At 44.8% G+C, this 25,167-nt stretch carries 26 protein-coding genes; all 26 read right to left on the bottom strand.

Translation table 11 applies throughout. The features are described 5' to 3' along the window. Positions 1-112 precede the first annotated feature (112 nt). Positions 113-964 carry a DNA-processing protein DprA gene (gene dprA / locus PGH26_RS04850; protein WP_323692883.1) on the bottom strand — a complete coding sequence of 284 codons (852 nt, stop codon included), beginning with the start codon at positions 962-964 and terminating at the stop codon, positions 113-115. A 64-nt stretch (positions 965-1,028) separates the two neighbouring features. Then, a complete protein-coding gene (gene sucD, locus PGH26_RS04845) occupies positions 1,029-1,931 on the bottom strand; it encodes a succinate--CoA ligase subunit alpha (RefSeq protein ID WP_025785062.1) in 903 nt (300 codons plus the stop codon). A gap of 18 nt (positions 1,932-1,949) precedes the next feature. Next, positions 1,950-3,110, bottom strand: a complete 1,161-nt coding sequence (gene sucC, locus PGH26_RS04840; protein ID WP_025785063.1) for an ADP-forming succinate--CoA ligase subunit beta — start codon at positions 3,108-3,110, stop codon at positions 1,950-1,952. Between the two features lie 127 nt (positions 3,111-3,237). Beyond that, positions 3,238-3,519 (bottom strand): EscU/YscU/HrcU family type III secretion system export apparatus switch protein, encoded by a 282-nt coding sequence (locus PGH26_RS04835; protein ID WP_323692882.1) that lies wholly within the window; start codon positions 3,517-3,519, stop codon positions 3,238-3,240. Then, positions 3,516-5,546, bottom strand: a complete 2,031-nt coding sequence (locus PGH26_RS04830; RefSeq protein WP_323692881.1) for a hypothetical protein — start codon at positions 5,544-5,546, stop codon at positions 3,516-3,518. Before PGH26_RS04830 ends, PGH26_RS04835 begins: the two co-directional genes overlap by 4 nt. Then, positions 5,543-6,325: a ribonuclease HII gene (gene rnhB / locus PGH26_RS04825; RefSeq protein WP_323692880.1), complete on the bottom strand. Its 783-nt coding sequence runs from the start codon at positions 6,323-6,325 to the stop codon at positions 5,543-5,545. The genes PGH26_RS04830 and rnhB overlap by 4 nt, the downstream gene beginning before the upstream one ends. 103 nt (positions 6,326-6,428) lie before the next feature. Further along, entirely contained in the window at positions 6,429-7,283 is an 855-nt protein-coding gene (ylqF, locus tag PGH26_RS04820) for a ribosome biogenesis GTPase YlqF (protein WP_323692879.1), read from the bottom strand. 17 nt (positions 7,284-7,300) lie between these two features. Continuing rightward, on the bottom strand, positions 7,301-7,858 hold the full coding sequence (gene lepB / locus PGH26_RS04815) for a signal peptidase I (protein ID WP_323692878.1): 558 nt from the start codon (positions 7,856-7,858) through the stop codon (positions 7,301-7,303). Between the two features lie 101 nt (positions 7,859-7,959). Continuing rightward, on the bottom strand, positions 7,960-8,304 hold the full coding sequence (rplS, locus tag PGH26_RS04810; protein ID WP_039041905.1) for a 50S ribosomal protein L19: 345 nt from the start codon (positions 8,302-8,304) through the stop codon (positions 7,960-7,962). Between the two features lie 124 nt (positions 8,305-8,428). Then, entirely contained in the window at positions 8,429-9,163 is a 735-nt protein-coding gene (trmD, locus tag PGH26_RS04805; protein WP_323693465.1) for a tRNA (guanosine(37)-N1)-methyltransferase TrmD, read from the bottom strand. Continuing rightward, positions 9,163-9,678 (bottom strand): ribosome maturation factor RimM, encoded by a 516-nt coding sequence (rimM, locus tag PGH26_RS04800; RefSeq protein WP_323692877.1) that lies wholly within the window; start codon positions 9,676-9,678, stop codon positions 9,163-9,165. The genes trmD and rimM overlap by 1 nt, the downstream gene beginning before the upstream one ends. Positions 9,679-9,771: 93 nt before the next feature. Further along, a complete protein-coding gene (locus tag PGH26_RS04795) occupies positions 9,772-10,005 on the bottom strand; it encodes a KH domain-containing protein (RefSeq protein ID WP_323692876.1) in 234 nt (77 codons plus the stop codon). A gap of 15 nt (positions 10,006-10,020) precedes the next feature. Then, a complete protein-coding gene (gene rpsP, locus PGH26_RS04790) occupies positions 10,021-10,293 on the bottom strand; it encodes a 30S ribosomal protein S16 (protein WP_323692875.1) in 273 nt (90 codons plus the stop codon). Between the two features lie 102 nt (positions 10,294-10,395). Next, positions 10,396-11,751: a signal recognition particle protein gene (ffh, locus tag PGH26_RS04785; RefSeq protein ID WP_323692874.1), complete on the bottom strand. Its 1,356-nt coding sequence runs from the start codon at positions 11,749-11,751 to the stop codon at positions 10,396-10,398. Between the two features lie 13 nt (positions 11,752-11,764). Next, on the bottom strand, positions 11,765-12,097 hold the full coding sequence (locus PGH26_RS04780; RefSeq protein ID WP_323692873.1) for a putative DNA-binding protein: 333 nt from the start codon (positions 12,095-12,097) through the stop codon (positions 11,765-11,767). A 72-nt stretch (positions 12,098-12,169) separates the two neighbouring features. Beyond that, the gene (gene ftsY / locus PGH26_RS04775; RefSeq protein ID WP_323692872.1) at positions 12,170-13,177 is read right to left on the bottom strand and encodes a signal recognition particle-docking protein FtsY; all 1,008 of its coding nucleotides are present in this window, start codon (positions 13,175-13,177) and stop codon (positions 12,170-12,172) included. Between the two features lie 23 nt (positions 13,178-13,200). After that, a complete protein-coding gene (gene smc / locus PGH26_RS04770; protein WP_323692871.1) occupies positions 13,201-16,764 on the bottom strand; it encodes a chromosome segregation protein SMC in 3,564 nt (1,187 codons plus the stop codon). Between the two features lie 2 nt (positions 16,765-16,766). After that, complete coding sequence (gene rnc / locus PGH26_RS04765) at positions 16,767-17,534, bottom strand: ribonuclease III (protein WP_323692870.1); 768 nt, start codon at positions 17,532-17,534, stop codon at positions 16,767-16,769. A 124-nt stretch (positions 17,535-17,658) separates the two neighbouring features. After that, positions 17,659-17,895, bottom strand: a complete 237-nt coding sequence (locus PGH26_RS04760) for an acyl carrier protein (protein ID WP_025785086.1) — start codon at positions 17,893-17,895, stop codon at positions 17,659-17,661. 229 nt (positions 17,896-18,124) lie between these two features. After that, positions 18,125-18,871 (bottom strand): 3-oxoacyl-[acyl-carrier-protein] reductase, encoded by a 747-nt coding sequence (fabG, locus tag PGH26_RS04755; protein WP_323692869.1) that lies wholly within the window; start codon positions 18,869-18,871, stop codon positions 18,125-18,127. Continuing rightward, the gene (fabD, locus tag PGH26_RS04750; RefSeq protein ID WP_323692868.1) at positions 18,871-19,812 is read right to left on the bottom strand and encodes an ACP S-malonyltransferase; all 942 of its coding nucleotides are present in this window, start codon (positions 19,810-19,812) and stop codon (positions 18,871-18,873) included. The genes fabG and fabD overlap by 1 nt, the downstream gene beginning before the upstream one ends. Further along, complete coding sequence (gene plsX, locus PGH26_RS04745; RefSeq protein ID WP_323692867.1) at positions 19,809-20,801, bottom strand: phosphate acyltransferase PlsX; 993 nt, start codon at positions 20,799-20,801, stop codon at positions 19,809-19,811. The genes fabD and plsX overlap by 4 nt, the downstream gene beginning before the upstream one ends. Further along, entirely contained in the window at positions 20,798-21,376 is a 579-nt protein-coding gene (gene fapR / locus PGH26_RS04740; protein WP_323692866.1) for a transcription factor FapR, read from the bottom strand. The genes plsX and fapR overlap by 4 nt, the downstream gene beginning before the upstream one ends. A 145-nt stretch (positions 21,377-21,521) precedes the next feature. Next, positions 21,522-23,570 (bottom strand): ATP-dependent DNA helicase RecG, encoded by a 2,049-nt coding sequence (gene recG, locus PGH26_RS04735; RefSeq protein WP_323692865.1) that lies wholly within the window; start codon positions 23,568-23,570, stop codon positions 21,522-21,524. Further along, positions 23,551-24,459 carry an L-serine ammonia-lyase, iron-sulfur-dependent, subunit alpha gene (gene sdaAA / locus PGH26_RS04730; protein ID WP_323692864.1) on the bottom strand — a complete coding sequence of 303 codons (909 nt, stop codon included), beginning with the start codon at positions 24,457-24,459 and terminating at the stop codon, positions 23,551-23,553. The genes recG and sdaAA overlap by 20 nt, the downstream gene beginning before the upstream one ends. 13 nt (positions 24,460-24,472) lie before the next feature. Continuing rightward, a complete protein-coding gene (gene sdaAB / locus PGH26_RS04725; protein ID WP_323692863.1) occupies positions 24,473-25,135 on the bottom strand; it encodes an L-serine ammonia-lyase, iron-sulfur-dependent subunit beta in 663 nt (220 codons plus the stop codon). Between the last annotated feature and the right edge of the window lie 32 nt (positions 25,136-25,167).

Raw genomic sequence — 25,167 nt, 5'->3', positions numbered from 1 at the left:
GCCCCCCTTAAAGAGGTTCTTTGTATTTATTCATCTAAAAGAATATCTGTTGCAAAATGTATAACAGTTTTCATGGAAAAGCAACTATTTTAGTAAAAAGACATTTCTATCGTCAAAATTCGACAAGAGGTTCTATAATTTGAAAACCGCTCCAAATTGGCCGGGCTCCTTCATCCAATAGTTTGTTCGGCCCGAGTGACAACGGCGAGTCAATAGGTCCTGGCACTGCGAATACTTCTTTGCCATGATCGAGGGCATGCTCGATTGTACTCATCGTTCCGCTCTTGACTGCCGATTCCGTAATGACAATGGAGCTGGACAGCCCGCTAATAATCCGATTTCTCATCGGGAACGTCCATTTGGCAGGCGGATGGTAAGGAGGAAATTCGGTTAATAATAGGTGTTCTTTTGCAATAGTTGCAGCAAGCTTCTCATTTTCTTTCGGGTATAGATGAAGAAAACCATGTCCAAGGACCGCGATTGTCTGCCCTCCATATTTTATAGCGGCCTGATGTGCCATTGTATCTGCACCTTTCGCAAGTCCTGAGACAATGACAGAGCCATGCTGAACTAATGGCGGCACAATCATATTCATAGCACAAATCGAATAATTCCCGGCTTTACGCGAACCAATAATTGCAACTTTACTTTGTTTTTTCAATAAGTTTTGATTTCCTTTTGTATAGAGGACCGCAGGTGGATCTATTAATTGTTTTAGTTGTTCGGGATAGTCAGGATGGGTATAAGGGATGGGGATGATTCCTTTTTCAAGCAATAAATCCAAGAGGGGCAATGGGGATAGTTGGGCAAGTTTCGCAGTCAGGTTTGTACGTTGTTTTTGTGATAAATTCGGTAAGTAATTATTTTCATTTTCACTTCCCAGCAATCTGGTTAGTTTCGGATAAGGAACCGGCCATGCATAATGAAGTTTTAAAAGTTCATGATCTTGTTCAGATAGCTTCATAGAATAACTCCTCTGCATTTAGAAAAAATGCAGCGTATCTATTGAATACGCTGCATCTTCTATCTTAGTGGGTTTTACACTTTTCGTATAGCCCTTTTTCTTTAATTACTTTAATCAATGTTTCTCCGATAACAGATGGTGTCTCTGCAACTTCTACACCAGCGTTATTGAGGGCTTTGATCTTTTCGTCAGCAGTACCTTTACCGCCAGAAATGATGGCACCAGCATGGCCCATACGCTTTCCTGGAGGTGCTGTTTGTCCGCCGATGAATCCTACAACCGGTTTCTTCATGTTAGCTTTAATCCACTCAGCTGCTTCCTCTTCAGCAGTTCCACCGATTTCACCAATCATAACAACTGCATACGTATCTTCGTCTTCATTGAATTCCTTCAATACGTCGATGAAGTTTGTTCCATTGACTGGGTCCCCGCCAATACCAACAGCTGTCGTCTGACCGATACCCGCTTCAGAAAGTTGGTGAACCGCTTCGTAAGTCAATGTACCAGAGCGTGAAATTACGCCAACGTGACCTTTTGTGTGAATGTATCCAGGCATAATACCGATTTTACATTCTTCTGGTGTAATAACACCAGGACAGTTTGGTCCAACAAGACGCGTCTTTTTGCCGTCCATGTAACGCACTACTTTCACCATATCAAGAACAGGAATATGTTCTGTAATACAGATTGCCATATCAAGTTCAGCGTCTACAGCTTCCATGATTGCATCTGCTGCGAAAGGTGCTGGAACGTAGATTACGGAAACGTTAGCGCCTGTTTCTTTGACAGCTTCTTCCATTGTATTAAATACAGGAACGCCATCAACTTCTGTGCCGCCTTTGCCAGGTGTTACGCCTGCAACGATTTTCGTTCCGTATTCAAGCATTTGCTGGGTATGAAATTTTGCAGTCCCGCCAGTGATACCCTGGACGACTACTTTTGTATTTTTATCGATATAAATACTCATCGTTTGTCCCTGCCTTTCTTAGCCTACGATTTCAACAATCTTTTGCGCGCCGTCTGCCATTGAGCCAGCTGCAATGATATTAAGTCCTGATTCGTTCAGCAAAGCTTTACCTCTTTCCACATTTGTTCCCTCAAGGCGAACAACCAGTGGTACTTCAAGGCCGACTTCTTTCGCTGCAGTGATTACACCCTCAGCGATAACGTCGCACTTCATGATTCCGCCAAAGATGTTAACGAAAATCCCTTTAACATGCTCATCTGAAAGGATGATTTTGAACGCTTCAGTTACTTTTTCAGCAGTCGCGCCGCCCCCAACGTCAAGGAAGTTTGCGGGTGATCCGCCGTAGTAATTGATCGTATCCATTGTAGCCATAGCAAGTCCGGCACCATTGACCATACAGCCAATGTTTCCGTCTAAAGAAATATAGCTCAAGTCGTACTTGGATGCTTCAATTTCTTTTGCATCTTCTTCTTCGAAGTCGCGCAACTCAACGATGTCCTTGTGACGGAACAATGCGTTGTCATCGAAGTTGAATTTCGCATCAAGTGCAAGCACCTGGTCATCCCCTGTTACTACAAGCGGATTGATTTCAACGATAGATGCATCTTTTTCTACGAATACTTGGTATAGACCTGTCATGAATTTCGCTGCTTTGTTCACTAGATGCGCAGGAATGTTCATGTTGAATGCCATACGGCGTGCTTGGAATCCAGTTAATCCAGATACTGGATCGATGACTTCGTGGAAGATCTTTTCAGGAGTCGCTTCTGCAACTTCTTCAATATCCATTCCGCCTTCTTCAGATCCCATTAGCGTAACGCGATCAGTAGCACGGTCTACAACAAGACTGATGTAGTATTCTTTTTTGATGTCAGCGCCTTCTTCGATAAGTAAACGCTTAACCTCTTTTCCTTCAGGACCCGTTTGGTGAGTCACCAACGTTTTGCCAAGAAGTTCTTTTGCGTAAGCACGTACTTCGTCAAGATTTTTAGCAATTTTGACGCCGCCCGCTTTTCCGCGGCCACCTGCATGAATTTGCGCTTTCACGACAAATACTTCAGTGCCAAGTTCTTTCGCTGCTTTTACTGCCTCTTCCGGAGAAAATGCTGCAATTCCTTTTGAAGCTGCAACTCCATAATCACGAAGCAGTTGTTTCCCTTGATATTCATGGATATTCATCTTATATCCTCCAATCAAACTGATAACTATTCTTTACTGCGTATTCTATTGTAGTAAACTTGTCATACTATGTCCATATTTGTACTCGTTAAGCGCGAAATTTCTGTTCTATTACAGATTTTTGCTGTTACTTTCCACTCTTAGAACGGTCTAATCTGTAAACATATGCCAAAACTTCCGACACTGCTTGATAAAGTTGGTCAGGAATCGTCTCATTCACTTCCAGCTGACCGAGCAATTCAACTAGACTTGGGTCTTCTTGAATGGGCACACCGTGTTCACGAGCTTTCTCAAGTATATTTTCCGCAACTTGCCCTTTTCCTTTGGCTGTCACTTTTGGTGCCTCATTCAGCTCTGGCAAATAGGTTAACGCGACTGCTTCACGGCGTTTGTATCGTTTTTCACTCATATCCGGAAATCGACTCCTTGTGTTCCGTTATCTGCAGACAAGGTCGATTTATTTGACGGTTTCACATCTTCTTGAAACGGCTTGAACCGAACAGCCGAAAGCTGATACCCCTCCGTATCCAACCCTTCTGCCAGCCTATCCTGAAGCAGCTCTCCAACCATTTTCAATGCAGGATCTTCGTTAAAAATAGTCAATGTGACCACTTTGTTCTGAACTTGCATATCAACTACGGTTTTCTGGATGGTTTCAAGATCCAAGTAAAACAGAACACGCGCATGATCCGGGTCAATTTTCCCGTTCTCTTTCATTCGTCCGTTCCATTCAATCGTGGCGTCAATTTTCCTGCCTTGCAGCTGAAGCGGGACTTGCATGATTATTTGCTGTTGAACACCCGACTCAGCAGATTGCAGCGGTTGTCCATTCAGTCTTGAAACGACTGTTTCAGCTGCATCCCGAAGTGCTGCTCCGGCTGCTCCCTCTTGCAATAGCGCAACCAGCTGCGGTTTCAGGGAGTCCTGAATTTGTGCAATATGAGGATCTTTTGCTGCGAGACCCGCTTCATAGTGAACACCCATTTTCGCCAATACAGATTGTATGGCTTGTTTAACCGTGCTCCCTGAAAGTTCGTCACTTACAGCTGCTTCTGCAGCTGCTAAGAAAGATTGAATGACCGGCGAATCCGATTGCATCGCCTGTCTAACGAGTGCAGGCAGTTTTTCTTGGTCTCCTTGAGCATCCAGCACCCCTTGCAACAGAACCGGCAAGCCCGGTTGTGTTACGTTCGGCGCAGCGTTCGGGACAACTGTTGAATTTTGATCCGTATTGGTCAACTTCATTGATGTCTGAACAGTATTTTGGCCAGGCAGCATCTGTTTCGCAGATTCGCTGAACACTATCTCACTAAATTTCGAAACTAAAGTATTTGCAGTCTCACTCGTTTGTGAATGTGTTGTTAATAAATTCATCAACTGAGTCTTCACAGCTGCAGGCAAGTCCGATTGTTGAATATTCCGCTGAAGGTCTGTCGAAGCTCCCCGTGTCAGTTTAGTTACACCACTAGCTGCTTGTTGAAGCATCGTTAACAACTGCTTAGCGTCAATTTTAGGCACAGTTTCCGACGAACCCGTTGTACCAGAAGTCGAGTTTATCTGTTGGGCCGCTTGCTTTTCAAATGCCTGACTTTGAGTTTCCGTCTTTTGGGATGAATTGACAAGTTCCGCTAACACTTTCGGCAAGTTGGCAAGTGACGTTTGCGGAGGTAAGATTCCTGCTGTCTTCAGAAGTTGAACAGCTTGGAACCGCAGTTCAGGCGGAGCAGATTTGTCCAATGCTGCTGATAGCGTTTGCGCCAGCAGCTTCCCCCCATTCGTTTCCACTAAAGGCTGTTTAATTTGCTGCAGAATTGTTTGGATATCCGTCTTTTGAGCAACAGGTATTTTAGTATCGCCCTTTACGGCCAGCTGAAGTTCATCGAGTACACCTTGAAGTCCTGCCTTTGCTTCAATTCCCATCATCGCTTGAAACAATTGAGGTGTTATTGGCAGCTTAAGAGATACTAACTTCCCTATCGATTGAAGTGCTTCCTGCTGTTGTGCCGGGAGGGTTTGCTTCAGAAGTGCTTCACCAGCAATCAATGATTCTCGTGTAATTGGAATTTGCTGTTTCATGAAAAAGTCTACAAGTTTACGCATTTCAGGAGTCTTCGTGAGCTGCAGCGTTTCAAGCAGACTGCCGATTTTCGCACTTTGACTTTCTCCTTGCGCATGAGGTCCGGAGACCAGTTTCAATTGCAATTCAGGTTCAGTGGATTTCACTTGAAAATAATAAGAATCACCTGCTTTTAGCGGAACTTCTAATTTTGCATTCAGCTTTTGGCTCCCGATTTGGACTTCTGCCATTTCACCAGGATACAGCTGCTTGATGGTTCCATGGAATAGTTGCCCTTCCTTTAGTTGAGCGGGCTGCGCTGGCTGTAAATTCCCAAGATTAGCTGAGCTGAGGTTTGGGATAATAGACGGATTGTTCATAAGGGGGCCGCCTTTCTTGCGATCATTGTTTTAATGGGCTCAAATGTTCTACGGTGGTGAACAGATGGACCACACTCTTCAAGAGCCTTCAAGTGCTCTGGCGTCCCATAGCCAGCATGTTTGTCAAAACGGTACATGGGATATTCCTCATGCAAGTTGTCCATTAACTGATCACGTGTCGTTTTCGCAAGTATGGAAGCAGCAGCGATCGCTAAACTTCGAGCATCCCCTTTTACGATGGAGGCAGATGGGCAGTTCACAGACAATGGCATTGCATCCGCAAGGACTTGATCGGGTTGAACAGACAATGTGCAAATCGCCTTTTCCATCGATTCACGAGTAGCCGCGTATATATTAATTTCATCGATTCGTTCTGCCGGCTGCACATGAACGGACCAAGCTACCGCAATCCGCTTGATAATTTCCGCAAGACGTTCACGTTCGTTTTTAGGAATCTGCTTAGAGTCATCCAATCCGATCAACTCGTCTGCTTCAAGCGGAAGAATGACAGCCGCTGTCACCACAGGACCTGCTAAAGGACCCCTGCCGGCTTCGTCCGTCCCAGCTATTTCAGCGCCCGGAAACGGTGCAAACGATGCATCAAACTGTTGTTTTTCTATATGGTTAGCTATAGATGCGCAGCGCTTTTCATACGCTCGATTCCAGCTGTTCAGCGCTTGCTGTACCCCCTTGCGTGAATCCGCTGTCAGCTCCGCCATCCAGGGTTCGGGCTCGTTCGTTTCTTTTAGTTGTAATTTGATCGCTTGTATAGTTTTCACATGCTCACCTTCCATCCTTCTTCAGTTCCTTACTTCTTTTATCGGTTATTATGCTGACTTTTAGATATACAAAAACCGAAGCCGGTTGCCGGCTCCGGCTAGGTCATTTCTGCTCTTCTGTCCAGTCGAATGTCAATTTTCCGAAATTCCCAGTTCTGACATCTTGTATGATCAGTTCTGCAACTTTATCGTAATCGATTTCTCCGCCAGTTGTATAGGCTTTGCGGCGTGCACCTACTGCCTCAAACAATTCTGCTGTGTTGTCCTCTACAGTCGCAAAACCATACCGTTCTTCTAAACGGCCAGAGTACCGGTTTGATAAAAACCGCAATCCGTACATTGCGAGATCTTCCATGTTGACAATCGTATCTTTAATAGCCCCTGTCAATGCAAGTTTCTGACCGGTCTCCGGATCTTCGAACTTCGGCCATAGAATACCTGGCGTATCAAGCAATTCCAGTTCTTTTTCGTACTTAATCCATTGTTGTGCTTTTGTAACGCCTGGCTTATTCCCTGTTTTCGCTATGTTTTTATGAGCAAGCCGATTAATCAGCGTTGATTTTCCAACGTTTGGAATCCCGACGATCATCGCACGAATTGCACCTGGCCGGATTCCGCGCTTTTTCATCCGCTCAATTTTGGGAGCGAGCACTTCTTTTGCCGCCTTGGTCACCGCCTGCAGTCCTTTGCCTTCAAACGAGTTAATTGCGACTGCACGAATGCCCTGGTCATCAAAATATCGGATCCACTTAGCAGTTTCATGTTCATCTGCCAAATCCATTTTGTTCAATATCAGTATTCTTGGTTTTTGATGAATGACTTCATCAATCATCGGATTCCGAGAAGATAATGGAAGTCGTGCATCTACAAGTTCAAAAACGATATCTACAAGTTTTAACTGTTCGGTTACTTCTCTTCGGGCTTTCGCCATGTGACCGGGAAACCATTGAATGGTCATCTGCTCCCCCTACTTTCTCAATCCACTAGCCCGATATCATTCATCGGCCAGAAAACAAATTTTGTCGTACCTATTATTTCATCAATATCCACAGCACCAATATGCCGTGAATCTTTACTTTTTCTTCGATTATCCCCCATGACAAACACATGTCCTTCAGGGACAGTTTGCCGTTGAATTTTCTCTTCCAGCGTAAAGTCTTCAGTTAGTGTACCTTCAGTGATTTCTTTTTTATACGCATCCAGGTAAGGTTCGGGATACGCTTGATCATTTATATAAAGAACATCATCTTTATATTCTACGGTATCACCAGGAAGCCCGATAACACGTTTAATATAATCTTTTTGTTCTGGTGCATGAAATACAACGATATCGAAACGATCCGGCTTGCCAATTGAGTAACTGATCTTGTTCACAATCATTTTATCGCCGTCTTCAAGAGTCGGCATCATGGAAATTCCATCTACAACAATCGGCGTGAATAGAAAAACACGAATGATCGCCGCAATTCCAAATGCAATAAGTAGCGCTTTCACCCATTCAAAGGTTTCATTTTTCTTTTTCTTGTCGTTCATGCCATTGCCCCCTGTAGTCTATTAAACCTATTGTACCTTCAATCCGACTTAGAGGCAAAAAGAAAGGAGGCCGCATAAACGGTCTCCTGATCTTACTATGCTTATCGAAGTTCTTTGATACGTGCAGCTTTTCCGCGCAAGTTGCGAAGGTAGTACAACTTCGCACGACGTACTTTACCGCGACGAGTCACTTCTAATTTTACGATTTTTGGTGTGTGTACAGGGAATGTACGCTCCACGCCAACACCGTTAGAGATTTTGCGAACTGTGAATGACTCACTGATTCCGCCTCCACGACGCTTGATAACGACACCTTCAAATAGCTGAATACGCTCGCGCGTTCCCTCAACGATTTTTACGTGCAAACGCACTGTGTCTCCCGGACGGAATGCCGGTAGATCGCTTTTAAGCTGATCTTTTGTAATATCTGCAATTAGTTGTTGCATGATTTTTTCTCTCCTATCCTTAGAGGCTCATGCGATATGTAATCGCAGCGGAACATCAGTTAAGTATGTGCTTACATAGAAGCACGTATATCATATTAGCACAAACACATAGTGTATGCAACACTCATCGGTTAGATTTTAGTTTCTTCAACATCTTATCCTGCTCAGGAGTTAACGAAATTTTATCTAATAGATCCGGGCGGCGTTCAAGTGTCCGTCTCAGGGATTGTTCCATACGCCACTTGTCGATTTCACCGTGATTGCCGGACAGTAATACATCTGGCACAGAAAAACCTTTATATGTCGCGGGACGGGTATAGTGCGGGTGCTCAAGCAATCCTGTTGAAAAGGAATCTTCAACAGATGAAGCGTTATTGCCAAGCACTCCGGGCAGCAGACGAACAACGCTATCAATAATCGCCATCGATGCAATCTCGCCGCCAGTCAATACAAAGTCTCCGATTGAGAGTTCATCTGTAACGAGATGTTCGCGAATCCGCTCATCATATCCTTCATAATGTCCGCATATGAAAACCAGATTCTCTTCTGACGCCAGCTCCTCTGCTTTAGCCTGGGTGAAACGTTCTCCCTGGGGGCACATCAAAATGACTCGCGGCGGCTTAACAGCACCCTCTGTGACCGCTTCTACAGCATTGAAGAGCGGTTCTGGCTTTAATACCATGCCAGCACCTCCGCCATACGGGTAATCATCGACTTTATGATGTTTGTTCTCGGAGTAGTTTCTAAAATCAGTCACCGAAAATGAAACAGCTTTATTCTCTTGCGCTTTCTTCAAAATCGAAGTATGAAGGACCCCTTCGAACATTTCAGGAAATAACGAAAGAATACTGATATTCATCATGAAAGAAGCCCTTCCATGACCTCAATCGTAATTTTCTTATTTTCGATATCGATCTCTTTGACGATATCTTCAATATAAGGAATGTAGTGTGGTTTACCTTGCGCAGGTGTAACAGTCCACACATCATTTGCGCCGGTTTCTAATATATCTGTAACCTTGCCGATTGAGTCCCCTTCGAGAGTGACAACATCGCATCCTTTGATTTCGTGATAATAGAATTCGTTTTCACCAAGTTCACTAAGTTGCTTCTCTGATATTTTCAGCATCCCTGTTTTGTATTTTTCTACGTGACTGAGATTGAAATGGTTTTCAAAAGTGAGCAAGTAGAAATTTTTGTGAATGCGCGACCCGGAGATTTTAAGCTTGATGGGTGCAGTCTCGTTTGGCATGAACAGAGATAGCTCACTGCCGACTGCAAACCGTTCTTCCGGGAAGTCTGTCCGAGGTGTGACACGCACTTCACCTTGTACTCCATGTGTATTCACGAGTTGTCCGACGTTAAACCATTGCATGATCCATTCACTTCCTTTGTTCGTTTATATGAAGTTGAAAAATTCATTGATATAGAAAAAGAGAGGAACCGAGGCTCCTCCCTTTACGCAGTGTTAGTCAACGATATCCAGGTAAACTCGTTTACCTCGGTAGCTGCCTGCAGCTGATGTAACAATTGTCCGTATCGCACTTGCGACACGTCCTTGCTTTCCAATAATCTTCCCCATATCTTCAGGGTGGACAGAAAGTTTGTAGGCAACCCGATTCGTTTGTTCATCCTGTTCGACGTGAATCGCTTCGGGATAATCGACTAACGGTTTTACGATTGTCTTAATCAGCTGCTCCATGAGCGCACCTCCTGATTACTTGCTAAGTTTTACGTTATGGAATTTCTCCATGATGCCTTGTTCTGAGAACAAGTTACGAACTGTATCAGATGGCTTAGCGCCTTTCTGCATCCAATCCAAAACTTTTGCTTCGTCAATTTTCACTTCAGCCGGCTTTGTAAGCGGGTTGTAAGTTCCAACTGTTTCGATTTGACGGCCATCACGAGGAGCCCGTGAATCTGCTACTACGATACGATAGAAAGGTGATTTCTTTGCACCCATACGTTTAAGACGAATTTTTACTGACATTTTTAGTTGCACCTCCGAATAGTTTCACACAAGATAGTATATTATCAAGCTTTTTGATGTTTGTAAAGTGTTTTTTCTTAACACCTTGTTTTTTTGGATGAATTACTTAAAAAAGGCATCCATTCCTGGCATTTTCATCTTCTTTTTACCGCGTTGCTGTGCTCCGGTCATCTGTTTGACCATTTTTTTCATCTCTTCAAATTGCTTCAGCAATCGGTTAACTTCTTGGATGGAAGTCCCTGATCCTTTTGCAATTCTCTTTTTACGGCTCGCATTGATCATCTCAGGGGTCGTACGTTCTTGAGTTGTCATCGAATAGATGACTGCCTCCACTTTCCCCATTTGACTTTCATCCACTTTGGCATTATCCAGACCTTTAATTTTATTGAAGCCTGGCATCATTTTCAAAATCTCATCAAGCGGCCCCATCTGTTTCACCTGTTGCAGCTGATCAAGGAAATCGTCCAAAGTAAAGGTTGAAGTGCGAAGCTTTTGTTCAAGCTCTTTCGCTTTGTCCTCATCGACATTCTCCTGAGCTTTCTCAATAAGAGACATGACATCGCCCATTCCAAGAATTCGGGAAGCCATGCGTTCAGGATGGAATGGCTCAAGGGCATCCATTTTTTCACCCATACCGACATATTTAATCGGCTTTTGAGTAACAGAACGAATCGAAAGCGCCGCACCGCCGCGTGTATCACCATCAAGTTTGGTAAGAGCGACACCCGTAATCCCAATTGCATCGTCAAAGTTTTTCGCTACATTGACAGCGTCTTGACCAGTCATCGAGTCTACAACTAGGAATACTTCATCAGGTGATGAAAGCTCGCGGATATCTTTTAACTCCTGCATGAGGGTTTCATCAATATGCAGTCGACCCGCCGTGTCAATGATGACAACGTCATTGTGATCTTCATCTGCTTTTTTGAGTGCTTGGCGAACGATTTCAACAGGTGAGATATCAGTTCCCATCGAAAATACAGGAATCGTCAATTGCTTCCCTATAGTTTCCAGCTGCTGGATTGCTGCTGGCCGATAAACGTCTGCTGCCACAAGCAATGGCTGCTTATTGTTTCGCTTACGCAAAGAATTAGCGAGTTTACCTGAGGTCGTTGTTTTACCAGCACCTTGTAAACCGACCATCATAATGACAGTTGGTGATTTCCGAGCAAACTGAATTCCCGATTGCTCTTCTCCCATCAACTTTGTGAGTTCGTCTTTCACAATTTTCACGACTTGCTGGCCCGGCGTCAGACTCTTCATGACGTCTTGACCAACCGAACGTTCGCTGACCGTCTTCACAAACTCTTTAACGACTTTCAAATTGACATCCGCTTCAATTAACGCAAAGCGGACTTCTCTCATCATTTCTTTTACATCAGCTTCACTAATTTTACCCTTGCCTGTGATTTTCTGAAGCGTCCCTTGCAGGCGCTGCGCTAATCCTTCAAAAGCCATGCATAGAGCCTCCTTAGTCGTGTTCTTTAATTTGTTGTAATAACTTTTGGATTTCATCAGTCAGCGCTTTTTCAGCTGAAAGCCGCTGTTCGATCTGCCTGATTAACTCTGAGCGTTCTTGAAACTTATTAAACAACGATAGTTTTGCTTCATAGTCTTCGAGCATCGCTTCTGTTCTGCGGACATTATCATATACAGCTTGCCTGGACACTTCGTATTCCTCTGCAATTTCGCCTAACGACAAATCATCAAGGTAATACAGTTCCATATAAATCCGCTGCTTATCCGTCAATAACGATTGATAAAAATCAAAGAGGAAGTTAACACGTGTCGTTTTCTCTAGCATGCACAATTCCTCCTCAGACCTTCTCTTAATAGTAGCTGTTGCCCCATAGTCCGTCAAGGTATTTTACTTGTCTTAATCCTCTTTGGCTTCCTGGCTGGCCTCTAATTCCAGTCCATCAGCAAAAAGACCGTATACATACTTCTCAGGATCGAATGGCTGCAAATCATCGATACCTTCACCCAGCCCTACAAACTTCACCGGAATACTCAACTTGTTACGGATTGCCAGAACAATTCCGCCTTTCGCAGTCCCGTCCAGCTTTGTTAGGACAATTCCTGTTACATCAGTCGCTTCTTTAAACGTTTCTGCCTGGATTAATGCGTTTTGCCCTGTTGTTGCATCTAGCGCGAGCAGCACCTCATGAGGAGCACCCGGAATTTCACGTCCAATGACGCGATGCACTTTTTGCAGCTCATTCATCAAATTCACTTTGTTCTGCAACCGTCCTGCTGTATCGCAAATCAATACGTCCACATTGCGTTTTTTCGCAGCATTCACGGCATCGAACATCACTGCAGCAGGATCAGATCCTTCAGACTGCCGGATCACTTCAACTCCCGCACGTTCGCCCCAGACAACTAGCTGCTCAATTGCACCGGCACGGAATGTGTCACCTGCCGCAAGCATGACTGTCTTTCCTTCAGCTTTCAGTCGGGAAGCCAGTTTACCAATCGTCGTTGTTTTTCCTACACCGTTCACGCCAACCATGAGAAGGACTGTAATTCCATCTTCTTGGATATTCAAACTGTTGTCACTTTCGCCTTGAGAATTATAGATTTCAACAAGTTTTTCAGAAATAACCGTTTGAATCCCCGCAGTGTTTTTAATATTTTTGCGCTGCACTTCGACTTTTAACAGGTCGATTAATTCCATCACTGTTTCAAAACCAACATCGGCCTGCAGCAGAACCTCTTCCAATTCCTCGAAAAATTCCTCGTCAATCTCACGGAAACGAGCGACCAGATCATTCACTTTGGATGTAAAAGAGTCGCGCGTTTTGGTTAAACCATCTTTGAATTTGCCAGTGACTGAATCATTCGTGCCCGTGATTTTTTCTTTCATTTTCTTAAAAAAAGACATTTTTTTCACGTTCCTTTATCAAATTATGGTGTACTTAACGCGTTTTCCGGTACTTCGGACATTTTCACCGAAATAAGTCGGGATACACCAGATTCCTGCATCGTAATTCCATACAAGACATCTGCACCTTCCATCGTTCCTTTTCGGTGGGTGATGACAATAAACTGAGTGTCTTCAGAAAACTTTTTCAAATAGCGGCTGTACCGAATGACGTTTGCTTCATCCAATGCTGCCTCCACTTCATCTAATATACAAAATGGCACTGGACGCACTTCAATAATAGAAAACAGCAGCGTAATCGCTGTCAACGCACGTTCTCCGCCTGAAAGAAGGCTTAAATTCTGAAGTTTTTTCCCCGGCGGTCGAGCAATGATATCCACACCTGTTTCAAGTAAGTTCTCTGGATCAGTTAGTACTAAATCTGCTTCCCCACCGCCAAACATTTCCTTGAAAACAGTACGGAATCGTTGTTGGACAGCGTCAAACGTGGAAATGAATCTTGTTTTCATTTCCATATCCATTTCAGACATTGCTTCTTCTAGCGTCGTTTTCGCTTCCAGTAAATCATTCCGCTGGTCTGTTAAGAAGGTATGTCTTTCGAGTACTTCCTTATACTCTTCGACTGCGCCGGGATTCACAGGACCTAACGATTCAACCTCTCGTTTCAGCTGTTCCACTCGCACTCTGACCGCTGCCGCATTGAACTCTTCAGGAATTTCATAATCAGGATGAAGTCCATAGTCTTCCAGCAAACGAATAAGGACAGACTCCAATTTCACTTCATTTCTAGAAAACGCGACATTTAAATTGCCTAGTTCTGAAGTAACGATTCGTATTTGGTCAGATGTTTCTTTCAATGCAGCCTCTTGCTCATCACAGGATATTGACAGCTGATCCCGTTCCGCCCGTTTAGCTTGTAATTCAGATTTCACTTCAGTGACGATTGTCGTCTCCGCAGCTATCCGCTGTTCAATTTCTTCAGGAGTAAGGATTTCTCCTTCTTTCTGGCCTGCCAAAAATTGAATTTCCTCTTCTGTTTGGACGATCTTGCGTTTTGCCTCTTGAAGTTCTGATTCAGCAGCGTGTGCGAGAGAAGATCGGTTGGTGACCTGTTCACGTAAAATCGCAGTTTCTTCACGTAGTTCGCTATAACGGTCCCGCAGTGCCTGCTCTTCATTGCGATGATCAGCTGCAAGACGTTCCAAAGAAGCAACTGAAGTTTGAAGTTCCTGTTGCTGTGCAGTCAGACGTTCACGCTGCAAATAGAGTTCATCACGTTTTTCAAACAATGAACTGCGAGTGTCTTCTGAGCCTTTTCTTCCTGCTTCAATCGTTTTCCATTCAGATTCAGCTGTTCGAATTTCAAAGGTTGTCTCTTGAAGTTCCGAGTCAAGACGGGTAATCGCATGTTGCATTTCATCTGTGTTTTGTGCAGATATCGAAGCTTTTTGCATCTCTCCTGCAATCGTCATTTTAATGGCACTCAATTTTTCTTCTGCGGCCCCAATTGAACGATTCAACTGATCTAGCTGGGATGTCAATGTTTCAAGTTCCGCTTTTCGTGAAAATACGGTTGATTGTACTTTGGAACCGCCACCTGTCAGTGAGCCCCCTGCATTCACGACGTCACCGTCTAGAGTGACAATTCGGAATCGATAACCAGCGAGTTTGGCAATTTCAGACGCCCCATTCAATGTTTTTGCAACAATAGAAGCCCCTAGCAAATTCGCAGTTACATTCCGATATGAAGGTTGAACTGTCACAAGCTGGTCAGCTGTCCCAACAAAATCAGGGTGCTGATTCACTTTCGATAAAACATCTTTCGGAACGAAGCGTGCTTTCATGACATCGAGTGGAAGGAATGTTGCGCGCCCGGCATTCTTCTTTTTCAAAAAGCCTATAGCAGCTCTTGCATGCCGCTCAGTTGTCGAGATAATATGCTGCATTGCTCCGCCCAGCGCAGTCTCCACGGCTTTGATATATTTTTTATCAACAGAAATCAATTCAGCTACAGCGCCTTCTATTCCTTCAAGAGTTCCTGCTTGCTTGGCAACCAGTACTTCTTTTACTCCTGAATAGAAGCCCGAAAAATCCGCTTCCATGCTTTTCAACGCACGAAGCCGCCCTTGTAATTCATAACGCTTATTCACAGCCTGCTGATGCATCGTTTGGGTCTCTGCAAGCTGAGTCTCGGTTTTTCGCAGCTGTTCGTGATTCGCTTCAGCTTGTTTCGTCGCTTCCTCCATGTTTCTCTTCAGCTTAACAAGTTCAGCAGTCTGCTGTTCTTTTAACGCATGAAGTGCTTCAAGTTTGGATTGAAGCTCTGCCGTCTGCTTACCTGTTTTTTCAGATGAATACTGTTCGCCGGCGAGACGTTCTTCGATATGCTTCAACTCATTGCGAACAGTCGCTTCTTCATTGAGAACTTCGATATAGGTCGATTTTAGATTCTCAATTTCTTGTTCAGTTTCAGCAAGTGACCGTTTGAGTTTTTTCGAAATGGAATTCATTTCTTCTGTTTTGCTGGAAAGTTGAAGTTCAGTTTCATGATTATGCTTTGTGAGCTCTGTTTTTTTCACTTCCAGTTGTCCAAGCAATTGCTTCAAAGCTTCTAAATCCTCTGTAAGCCGCTCAGAGCGATCTTTGACGTTCCGTTGTTTCTCTAACGAGAGAAGTCGCCGGCCTTCCCACTTCTCTGCTTCAGAGCTCGAAACAACATGTTGTTCTTGAAGAGCTGAAATCTTTTTGTCCAAATTAGAGAGAGAGGCTTTAGCTAGTTGAAGCCGATGTTCCATTGTACCAGCCATTTTTTCCATCTCTATTTTAATTTTTGATTTGTCTTCCATAACCCTTTTATTTTCCAACAGTTCGGTTTGCAGCAGTGAAGCTTCAACGTTAAGTAGACGTACATCGGAATCTCTCAGCTCAGTCACAAGTTGTCCGTGACGCTCTGCAGCGCCAGCATTCGCCGCAAGCGGTTCCATCCGGTCGTCCAGTTCTTTTAGAATATCTAAAATCCGATCCAAGTTATCATCTGTTTCAATTAGTTTGAATTCTGCTTTCTTTTTACGCATTCGATACTTTAAGACACCTGCAGCTTCGTCAAATATGCTTCTCCGATCTTCTGGCCGGCTATTCAATATTTCGTCAACCCGGCCTTGTGAGATGATTGAGAATGCTTCTTTTCCTAAACCAGAGTCTACAAAGACATCATTAATATCTTTCAATCGACAAGCTTGGCCGTTCAGCTGAAACGAACTCTCTCCCGAGCGAAACACGCGTCTGCTCACACTGATTTCCGTATAATCGAGTGGAAATAAACCAGTTGTATTATCTAAAATCAGGGTCACTTCTGCAAAGTTCAAAGGTTTTCTAGTATCACTGCCTGCAAAAATCACATCTTGCATTTTAGCTCCGCGCAGCGATTTAGCGGATTGTTCACCAAGTACCCAGCGAATCGCATCGATAACATTACTTTTCCCGCTGCCATTCGGTCCAACAACGGCTGTGACACCAGGTACAAATTCGATAGATACCTTTTCAGCAAATGATTTAAATCCAATAATTTCAAGACGTTTTAAAAACACGTTCAGCTCTCCTCTTTCTTATGCTCATCCAATAACTGCTGGATCGCTTGGCGAGCTGCTTCCTGTTCTGCTTCTTTTTTCGATCTCCCGACACCTTCGCCTAGTTTTGTTTCTCCAAGCTGAACGTATGTGAGAAACTTTTTCGCATGTGCAGGACCTGATTCTTCAACAATCCGATAGTTAAGCTGTCCATGATTGGTTTGCTGGACAATTTCTTGTAACCGGCTTTTGTAATCCATCACATGCGAAAAAGCTCCAAGTCCGATTTTCGGGAATACTGTACGTTCCAGAAAATCAATCGACACGTCAAATCCTTGATCAAGATAAAGGGCACCGATAAATGCTTCAAATACATCTGCCAGCAGAGCAGGCCGGGTACGTCCGCCAGTCAGTTCTTCGCCTTTTCCTAAAAGGATGTACTCTCCAAAGTTAAGTTCGGTTGAGAACGTTACTAATGACGGTTCACAAACAATGGCTGCCCGCAGCTTCGTCAGTTCTCCTTCAGTCTTGTTCGGTTCAGTTGCAAACAAATATTGCGACACAGCCAGCTCCAGCACGGCATCTCCTAAAAACTCCAGCCGTTCATTGTCTGAGTATTTCTTGCCCCTATGCTCATTCACATAGGAAGAGTGGGTAAAGGCATTGTACAGCAGAGAAACATTCTCGAAGCGAACTTCAAGACGCTCCTGCAACTCCTCAAACTTTTTACGAACTGCAGCTGGCAACACGGTCTTAGCTGACTTATCGTTTACTCTTTTATTCGTTGACATTCATAAAATCCGCCCTTCTATAACAAGTTCTTCTTTATTCTACCCTGTCTGCCAGCGTAGTGCAAAATGGAAAAGAGACACTCCCGGCCTTTTAGTAAGGGCCGAAAGAGTCTCTGTGCTAAACTCATTTAGTTTTTTCTTCGATGTATGAGACAGCACTTCCCACTGTACTGATTTTTTCAGCATCATCATCAGAGATTTCCATGTCGAATTCGTCTTCTAGTTCCATAACTAATTCAACAACATCCAATGAGTCTGCACCAAGATCATCAGTGAAAGAAGCTTCTGGTTTCACTTCACTTTCATCGACTCCCAAACGGTCGACAACTACCTTTGTAACACGCTCTAAGACTGTAGCCACTATTGTCACCTCCTCTCGCTGAAATGGATATACTTAACATCCGGCTTTTGCCACCGTTAATTTCCGTTGCAGGCGGACGCTTTCCGAGGGGCTCGAATTCAGCCTCCTCAGTCGCGGTGCTCCTTGCGGGGTCTTCATTCTTCGCTAACCCCTCCGGAGTCGCCGCCTTCCACTACAATCAACTAATATCCATTTTTAAAAATCTGTTAAACACATCATAAAAAACAAGTTACATGACCATGCCGCCGTCTACGTTGAGCACTTGTCCAGTAACATAGGACGCATCATCCGACAAGAAGAATGCAACGGCTTTCGCTACATCTTCAGGTCGTCCGAGTGATCCTAAAGGAATTCCACTTAGCAGCTGGTCCTTCATATCGTCACCCAATGCATCGGTCATGTCTGTTGTGATAAATCCAGGAGCAACTGCATTGACTGTGATTCCGCGGGATGCAAGTTCTTTTGCAGTCGTTTTCGTCAATCCGATTACGCCGGCCTTGGCTGCCACATAGTTGGCTTGACCTGGATTCCCCGCGATACCGACAACGGATGCCATATTGACAATACGGCCTGCACGCTGCTTCATCATTTGTCTGGAAACCGCTTTTGTGCATAAGAAAACACCTTTTAAATTCGTATCGATAACTGCATCCCACTCGTCTTCTTTCATACGCATGAGTAGATTATCTTTCGTAATCCCTGCGTTATTCACAAGGAGATCAATCGAACCGAATGTCTCAAGTGTTTGATCCATAAGGGCTTTCACACTATCCGCCGATGTTACATCCGCTTGGACAGCAATTGCTTTGCTGCCCATCGCTTCAATTTCCTGAACGACTTGTTGTGCCCGCTCCTGACTTCCGCTGTAGTTTACTGCAACATTCGCCCCTTCACGAGCAAGCAGCAATGCAACTTCACGCCCAATCCCTCTGGATGCCCCTGTCACTACTGCTGTTTTTCCTGCAAACTTCCCCATTACGACCACTCCTTCGATGCTTCTATGACTGCGTTTAGTGTCTCTTCATCGTATACTGGCCAAACCGCTGCTCTTCTGTCGATTTTACGAACAAGCCCGCTCAATACTTTACCGGGACCGCACTCTATAAATTGAGTTACCCCTAAGTCCAGCATTTGCCGAACGGATTCTTCCCATCTGACAGGAGATGATAATTGTTCAATCAATAATCTTTTTACTTCAGTGCTTTCTGTTACGGAATGAGCCGTCACATTAGCAATGACTGGAACTCTTGCTTCATTCATCTCTATACTTTCAAGCACTTCACCGAGTTTCCCTGCGGCTGGACGCATAAGTTCCGAATGGAAAGGACCGCTTACGTCGAGCATGAGGGCACGTTTAGCCCCCGCTTCTTTCAAGCGAATACACGCCTCATCCACACCAGCCTTTGTTCCGGAAATAACAACTTGTCCCGGACAGTTAAGATTCGCCGCCTGCACAAGATTCCCTTCAGCAGTGACCGCTTTCGTCACTTCTGTCAATGGTTCGATTTCAAGTCCAAGAATCGCAGCCATTGCTCCTTCACCTGCAGGCATCGCTTCATTCATGAATAGACCGCGTTTGTGTACAGTTGTCACTGCATCTTCAAACGAAAGAACACCTGATGCGTAAAGCGCTGTGTACTCTCCAAGACTATGTCCAGCTGTATAGGAAGGCTGGATTCCAGCTTCTTTCAGACGGTCAGCTATCATCGCACCAACGGTTAACAATGCGGGTTGAGCATTATAAGTAACCGTCAATTCTTCCTGAGGTCCTTCGGTCATCAGTCCGCTTAATCCAAACCCTAACTCGCGATCTGCTGTTTCAAAAAAATGCTGACTTCCTTCTTGTGCTGCTAACTCCACACCCATTCCCACTTTTTGAGAACCTTGTCCCGGGAATAGAAACGCTACCTTTGTCATCGTGTCTCCTCCTCATTAATGGTTTCACGAATTGTTTCGCTCACGTGATATTCCGCCATAGTTCGTGCTTGCCGGATTGCATTTTTCACTGCATTTGCATTGGATGAACCATGTGCCTTTATGACCGGGGCATTTAAGCCGAATAGGCCAGCTCCGCCATACTCTGTATAATCCATTTGTTTTTTCAGACCGCGTAAATCGTCCTTAACAAGCGCTGCAGAGATTTTCGTTTTTACTGAAGACGCGAACACATCTTTGATCATCGAAAACAGACCCGAAGCCGTGCCTTCGATCGTTTTCAATACCATATTCCCCGTAAAACCATCTGTCACGGCAACATCTGTTGTGCCTGTTAACAAATCACGTGCCTCGATATTGCCGATAAAGTTTAATGGGGCTTTCATTAACTCATCATAAGCAGCTTTAGTTAAGTCATTCCCTTTTCCTGGTTCTGTTCCGATATTCAACAAGCCAACACGCGGGTTTTGAATACCGCGGACTTTTTCTGCATAAATACTTCCCATAATCGCATATTGAACGAGCTGACTCGGTTTCGCGTCAGCGTTCGCTCCAACATCAAGCAGCACGAATCCCTCACCGCCAATCGTCGGAAGCGTCGGTGCAAGGGCAGGCCGTTCAATCCCTTCAATGCGTCCCACGATGAATAATCCAGCAGCCATCAGGGCACCTGTATTTCCTGCGGACACACACGCGTCTGCCTCCCCGTCCTTCACGGCTTGTGCCATGCGAACCATGGAAGCATCTTTTTTTCTGCGCACAGCTCTTACTGGTTCATCATCCGGTTCGATGATTTCAGTGCATGGATGTACAGTTAATCGTTCGTGAGCTGTTAAGTAAGGCTTCATTTTTGTTTCGTCGCCAAAAAGCTGTATATGTATATCATTAAATTCTTGAAGACTTTGCATTACGCCTGCGATGATTTCCTTTGGGGCATGGTCGCCGCCCATCGCGTCTACTGCAATTTTCATTCAACTTCCTCCTGACTCGTCCCTGCGGAGCGATACATTTGAAACTCGCCGCTGAAGACTTTTTCATCTCCAACTGTGGAAGTTACTTCGACAAAAGTCCGATTATCCCTTTTCCCGCGAACAATGGCTCTTGCGATGACACGATCTCCCGCTTTAACCGGCTTGACAAAGTGTAGCACAGACTTTGCAGTTAGTGCGAGCTCATCGTCAAGAATGGCGACAGCCAGTGAATTGGCTTGTCCAAACAAATGATGTCCGCGTGCAATCCCGCTTTTTTGGAATACATGAAGCGATGTAATATCAAGGATAGATATCGCTTTGCTATCCAATTCAATATCTATGATTTCACCAATTACTTCTTCTTGCTGCAGCGCCTTTACTTTATCAGCAATCGTTTCGGTCGCCGCAGTTCTCATTCGTTCCCTCAGTTCAGGAATTCCACATTCAAGCCGGTCCAGCCGTATAGTCTGCACGCTCACGCTGAAGTGATGTGCGATTTCCTCATCCGTTAAAAAAGGGGTCGCGTCCAACAGCTGTGCCAGCTGATGCTGACGGTCTTTTTTAAGTATTCGCAACATAGTCACTCCTCACGTTTAGCACTTGGTAATAGTAACAGTATATAAAGATAAAAAAAAGAATGCAAGAGGCGGCATTCTCTTTGCATTCCAAAATTTATAGCTCCTAAAATCACTTTCAATATACAGATGCTCAATTTAGCTGTTAATCTATACGATCATTTTGCAATACTCCTGATTCTTCCACAGTATTCCGGAGACTTTTATAATCAGGATCTGTCCAAAACGAATCCATTTCCAGCAACTTCTCAGCATCCTGCCGAGCGGTTTCCAACGCACGATAATCGTGTATTAAATCCGCCATTTTAAATTCCGGCAATCCGCTTTGTTTCTTGCCAAAGAAGTCCCCTGATCCGCGAAGTTCCAAATCTTTTTCAGCTAATAAAAACCCATCATTTGTTTCCGCCATCGTCATCATACGTTCTTTACCCTCTTCAGTCTTCGGATCTGCTAACAGCACGCAATACGACTGATCCGCACCCCGACCGACTCGCCCTCTTAATTGATGAAGCTGCGCCAGGCCAAAGCGTGTCGCGTCATAGATAAGCATAAACGTCGCATTCGGCACGTTTACACCTACTTCGACAACTGTCGTCGACACCAGGCAATTAATTTTCCCTTCACTGAAGTCACGCATAACCTCATCTTTTTCATCAGAGTGAAGCCGTCCATGCATAAGCCCCACTGTAAAACGGCCAGCAAAATAGGTCGATAGCTGCCCGAAAACATCAACAGCGTTCTGGACATCCAACGTATCAGATTCCTCAATTAACGGACAAATAACATATGCTTGCCTGCCCGCCTGCAATTCTTTTTCCATTCTGCGAAGAACAGGTGCAAGTGAATCTTCTTTTAACCAGTGTGTTTCGATTTCTTTACGTCCTGCCGGCATTTCATCCAGCAAAGAAACATCCATTTCCCCGAACACTGTGATTGCCAGTGTCCTTGGAATCGGGGTTGCCGTCATAAAGAGCACATCGGGACTTTCCCCTTTGTCACGAAGTACACGGCGCTGCTCAACGCCGAAGCGATGCTGTTCATCCGTGATGACCAAACCAAGTTTATGGAAATTCACATCCGGCTGAATAAGAGCATGCGTACCAATGAGCAAATCGATTTCTCCACTTTCAAGTCGAGCTATGATTTCACGCCGCGCTTTCCCTTTTGTAGATCCAGATAGAAACGCAACCGTTACCCCCGCGGGTTCAAGCCAGCTGGATAGTGTCTCAGCGTGTTGTTCTGCAAGAATTTCGGTTGGTGCCATAAGAGCCCCTTGAAATCCTGCCGTAATAGCCGCATATAGCGCAATGGCTGCTACGACCGTCTTACCTGAACCGACATCTCCTTGAAGCAAACGATTCATCCGCAGCGGGCTTTTCAGTTCTGCACATAATTCATTCACCACTCGTTTTTGAGCACCTGTTAATTCGAACGGAAGGCTGTCGATGAACTGCTTCAATTTCTCCAGATCATATACAATTGTTGTGCTTTTGCCGGCTGCCTTACGGACTTTCTTTAGCGCAGCCATCTTTAACTGAAAGTGCAACAACTCTTCATACACAACACGGCGGCGTGCTTGTTTTACATCTTCAGGACTGTTCGGGAAATGAACCATTTCAAGCGTCTCTGCTATTCCCGGCAGCTTATACAAGTCGAGTAATTGCACAGGCAAGGTTTCCGGAATTTCATACACAGCCTCATCCAGTGCAGTTCTCATCCAGCGCCTGAATGTCGGCTGCTTGACGATTCCTTTCAAACTGTACACTGGTTCAAAATCAGCCTGCCCGATTTTAGGGCCGTCTTTAAAATTGCTCACATTAATGAGCTGTCTGCCTCGATCCCATTTTCCAGTGATGGTCACAATTTGCCCCGGATTCATGCGATCCTTTAAATAATGCTGGTTGAAAAACACCGCTTTAACGAGATGGTTCCCTACTAGCAGCTGTACTTGTAATCGTGAACGTTTCTTTCCCGTAAACAAGACGGATGGAACACTCTCCACCCGTCCTTCTATCGTTACACGTTCCTCGTGAGGGGTCTCAGACAAATCTTTCAGTCTAAAATCTTCATGCCTATATGGAAACATCATAACTAACTCTTCAATTGTCTCGACATTTAACTTCTCCAGCTGCTCGCCAGCTGACTTTCCTATCCCTTTAAGTGAGGTAACAGGCTCACTTAGTGACCGTGTCACGTGATTCCTTGTCCTTGCCGAAGATTTTTGCCTCCAGCGCCTTGCCGGTCGGAGTAGCCGCTAGTCCGCCTTTTGCGGTTTCACGCAAAGCGGATGGCATCGACTGACCGATTTTGTGCATCGCTTCAATAACTTCATCGGTCGGAATAATGCTCACCACTCCGGCAAGTGCCATGTCAGCACCTACAAGCGCTTTAGCTGCCCCCATGGCATTCCGTTTCACGCACGGCACCTCGACGAGCCCTGCGACTGGATCGCAGACGAGACCGAGCATATTTTTCATGACAATCGAAAAGGCTTCCGCACTTTGCTGTGGCGTCCCTCCAGCCATTTCAACAATCGCAGCGGCTGCCATGGATGCAGCAGATCCCGTCTCTGCCTGGCATCCCCCTGCAGCACCGGAAATGGATGCATTATTTGCTACGATGAAACCGAATGCCCCAGTCGTGAACAAGTAATTGACCATCTGTTCATGCGTAGGGTTCAATTTATTCTTCACGGCAAATAACGTACCTGGCACAATACCCGCAGCCCCTGCCGTAGGCGTTGCACAAATCAGTCCCATTGCAGCATTTACTTCATTCGTCGCGACTGCTTTGCTGACAGCATCCAGCAATAGTTCTCCAGATAACGATTTGCCTGTTTTCATGTAGTTTTGAATTAGAACTGCATCGCCGCCTGTTAAACCGGAAGGAGAGTGGACACCTTTTAATCCTTCTTCTACAGAGCTTTCCATCACAGCTAAGTTGTTCTCCATTTGTGCAACTATTTCTTCACGCGATCTGCGTGTTAATAGCATTTCTTGACGAATCATTATTTCAGAAATCGGCTGCTGCTCTTTTTCAGCAACTGCGACAAGTTCTTTTACGTTTGAAAATAAAATATCCAATATAATTGCCTCCTCAGTTCGCCAATGTAGATACTTGTGTGACATTTGGAAGTGCACGCAGTTCTTCGATCAGTGCATCGTTGACGACTTGATCGACCTCGATGACCATGAGCGCCATTTTCCCTTTTTCTTTACGGCCGACTTCCATATGAGCAATATTCATATCTTGTGCAGCAATTGCATTAGATACATTTGCAATAACACCAGCACGATCATCGTGGACTACGAGCAATGCCGGGAAATGTCCGGAAAGGCGAAGTGGAAAACCATTTAGCTCGATGACTTCCATCGTACCTCCGCCAATTGAGATTCCGATAAGTTCCATAACACCTTGTTTGTCTCCAATGACTAATTTCGCTGTATTTGGATGATCCATCTCTTCTTCTTCGGCAATAAATTCAAAAGTCATGCCTAACTTTTCTGCGTCTTCGAACGCAGTACGGATTCTCTCATCAAATGTATCGTATCCAAGCAATCCTCCGATAATCGCAACATCCGTTCCGTGACCTTTATAAGTCTCTGCAAACGAACCGTATAAGTGAATCGTAGCCCATTCCGGCTGACGGCCAAACAAATCTCTCGCTACAAGTCCAATCCGTGCAGCTCCTGCTGTATGTGAAGATGAGGGGCCAATCATGACTGGCCCGATAATTTCAAAAACGGATCTGAATTTCAACAAAAACTCCCCCTTTTGCCCATATACCTACT

The organism is Sporosarcina jeotgali (assembly GCF_033304595.1).
GTDB classification, from domain to species: domain Bacteria; phylum Bacillota; class Bacilli; order Bacillales_A; family Planococcaceae; genus Sporosarcina; species Sporosarcina jeotgali.
Note: the sequence above shows the minus strand (reverse complement) of the source record. Positions and strands in the feature narration are given on the sequence as shown.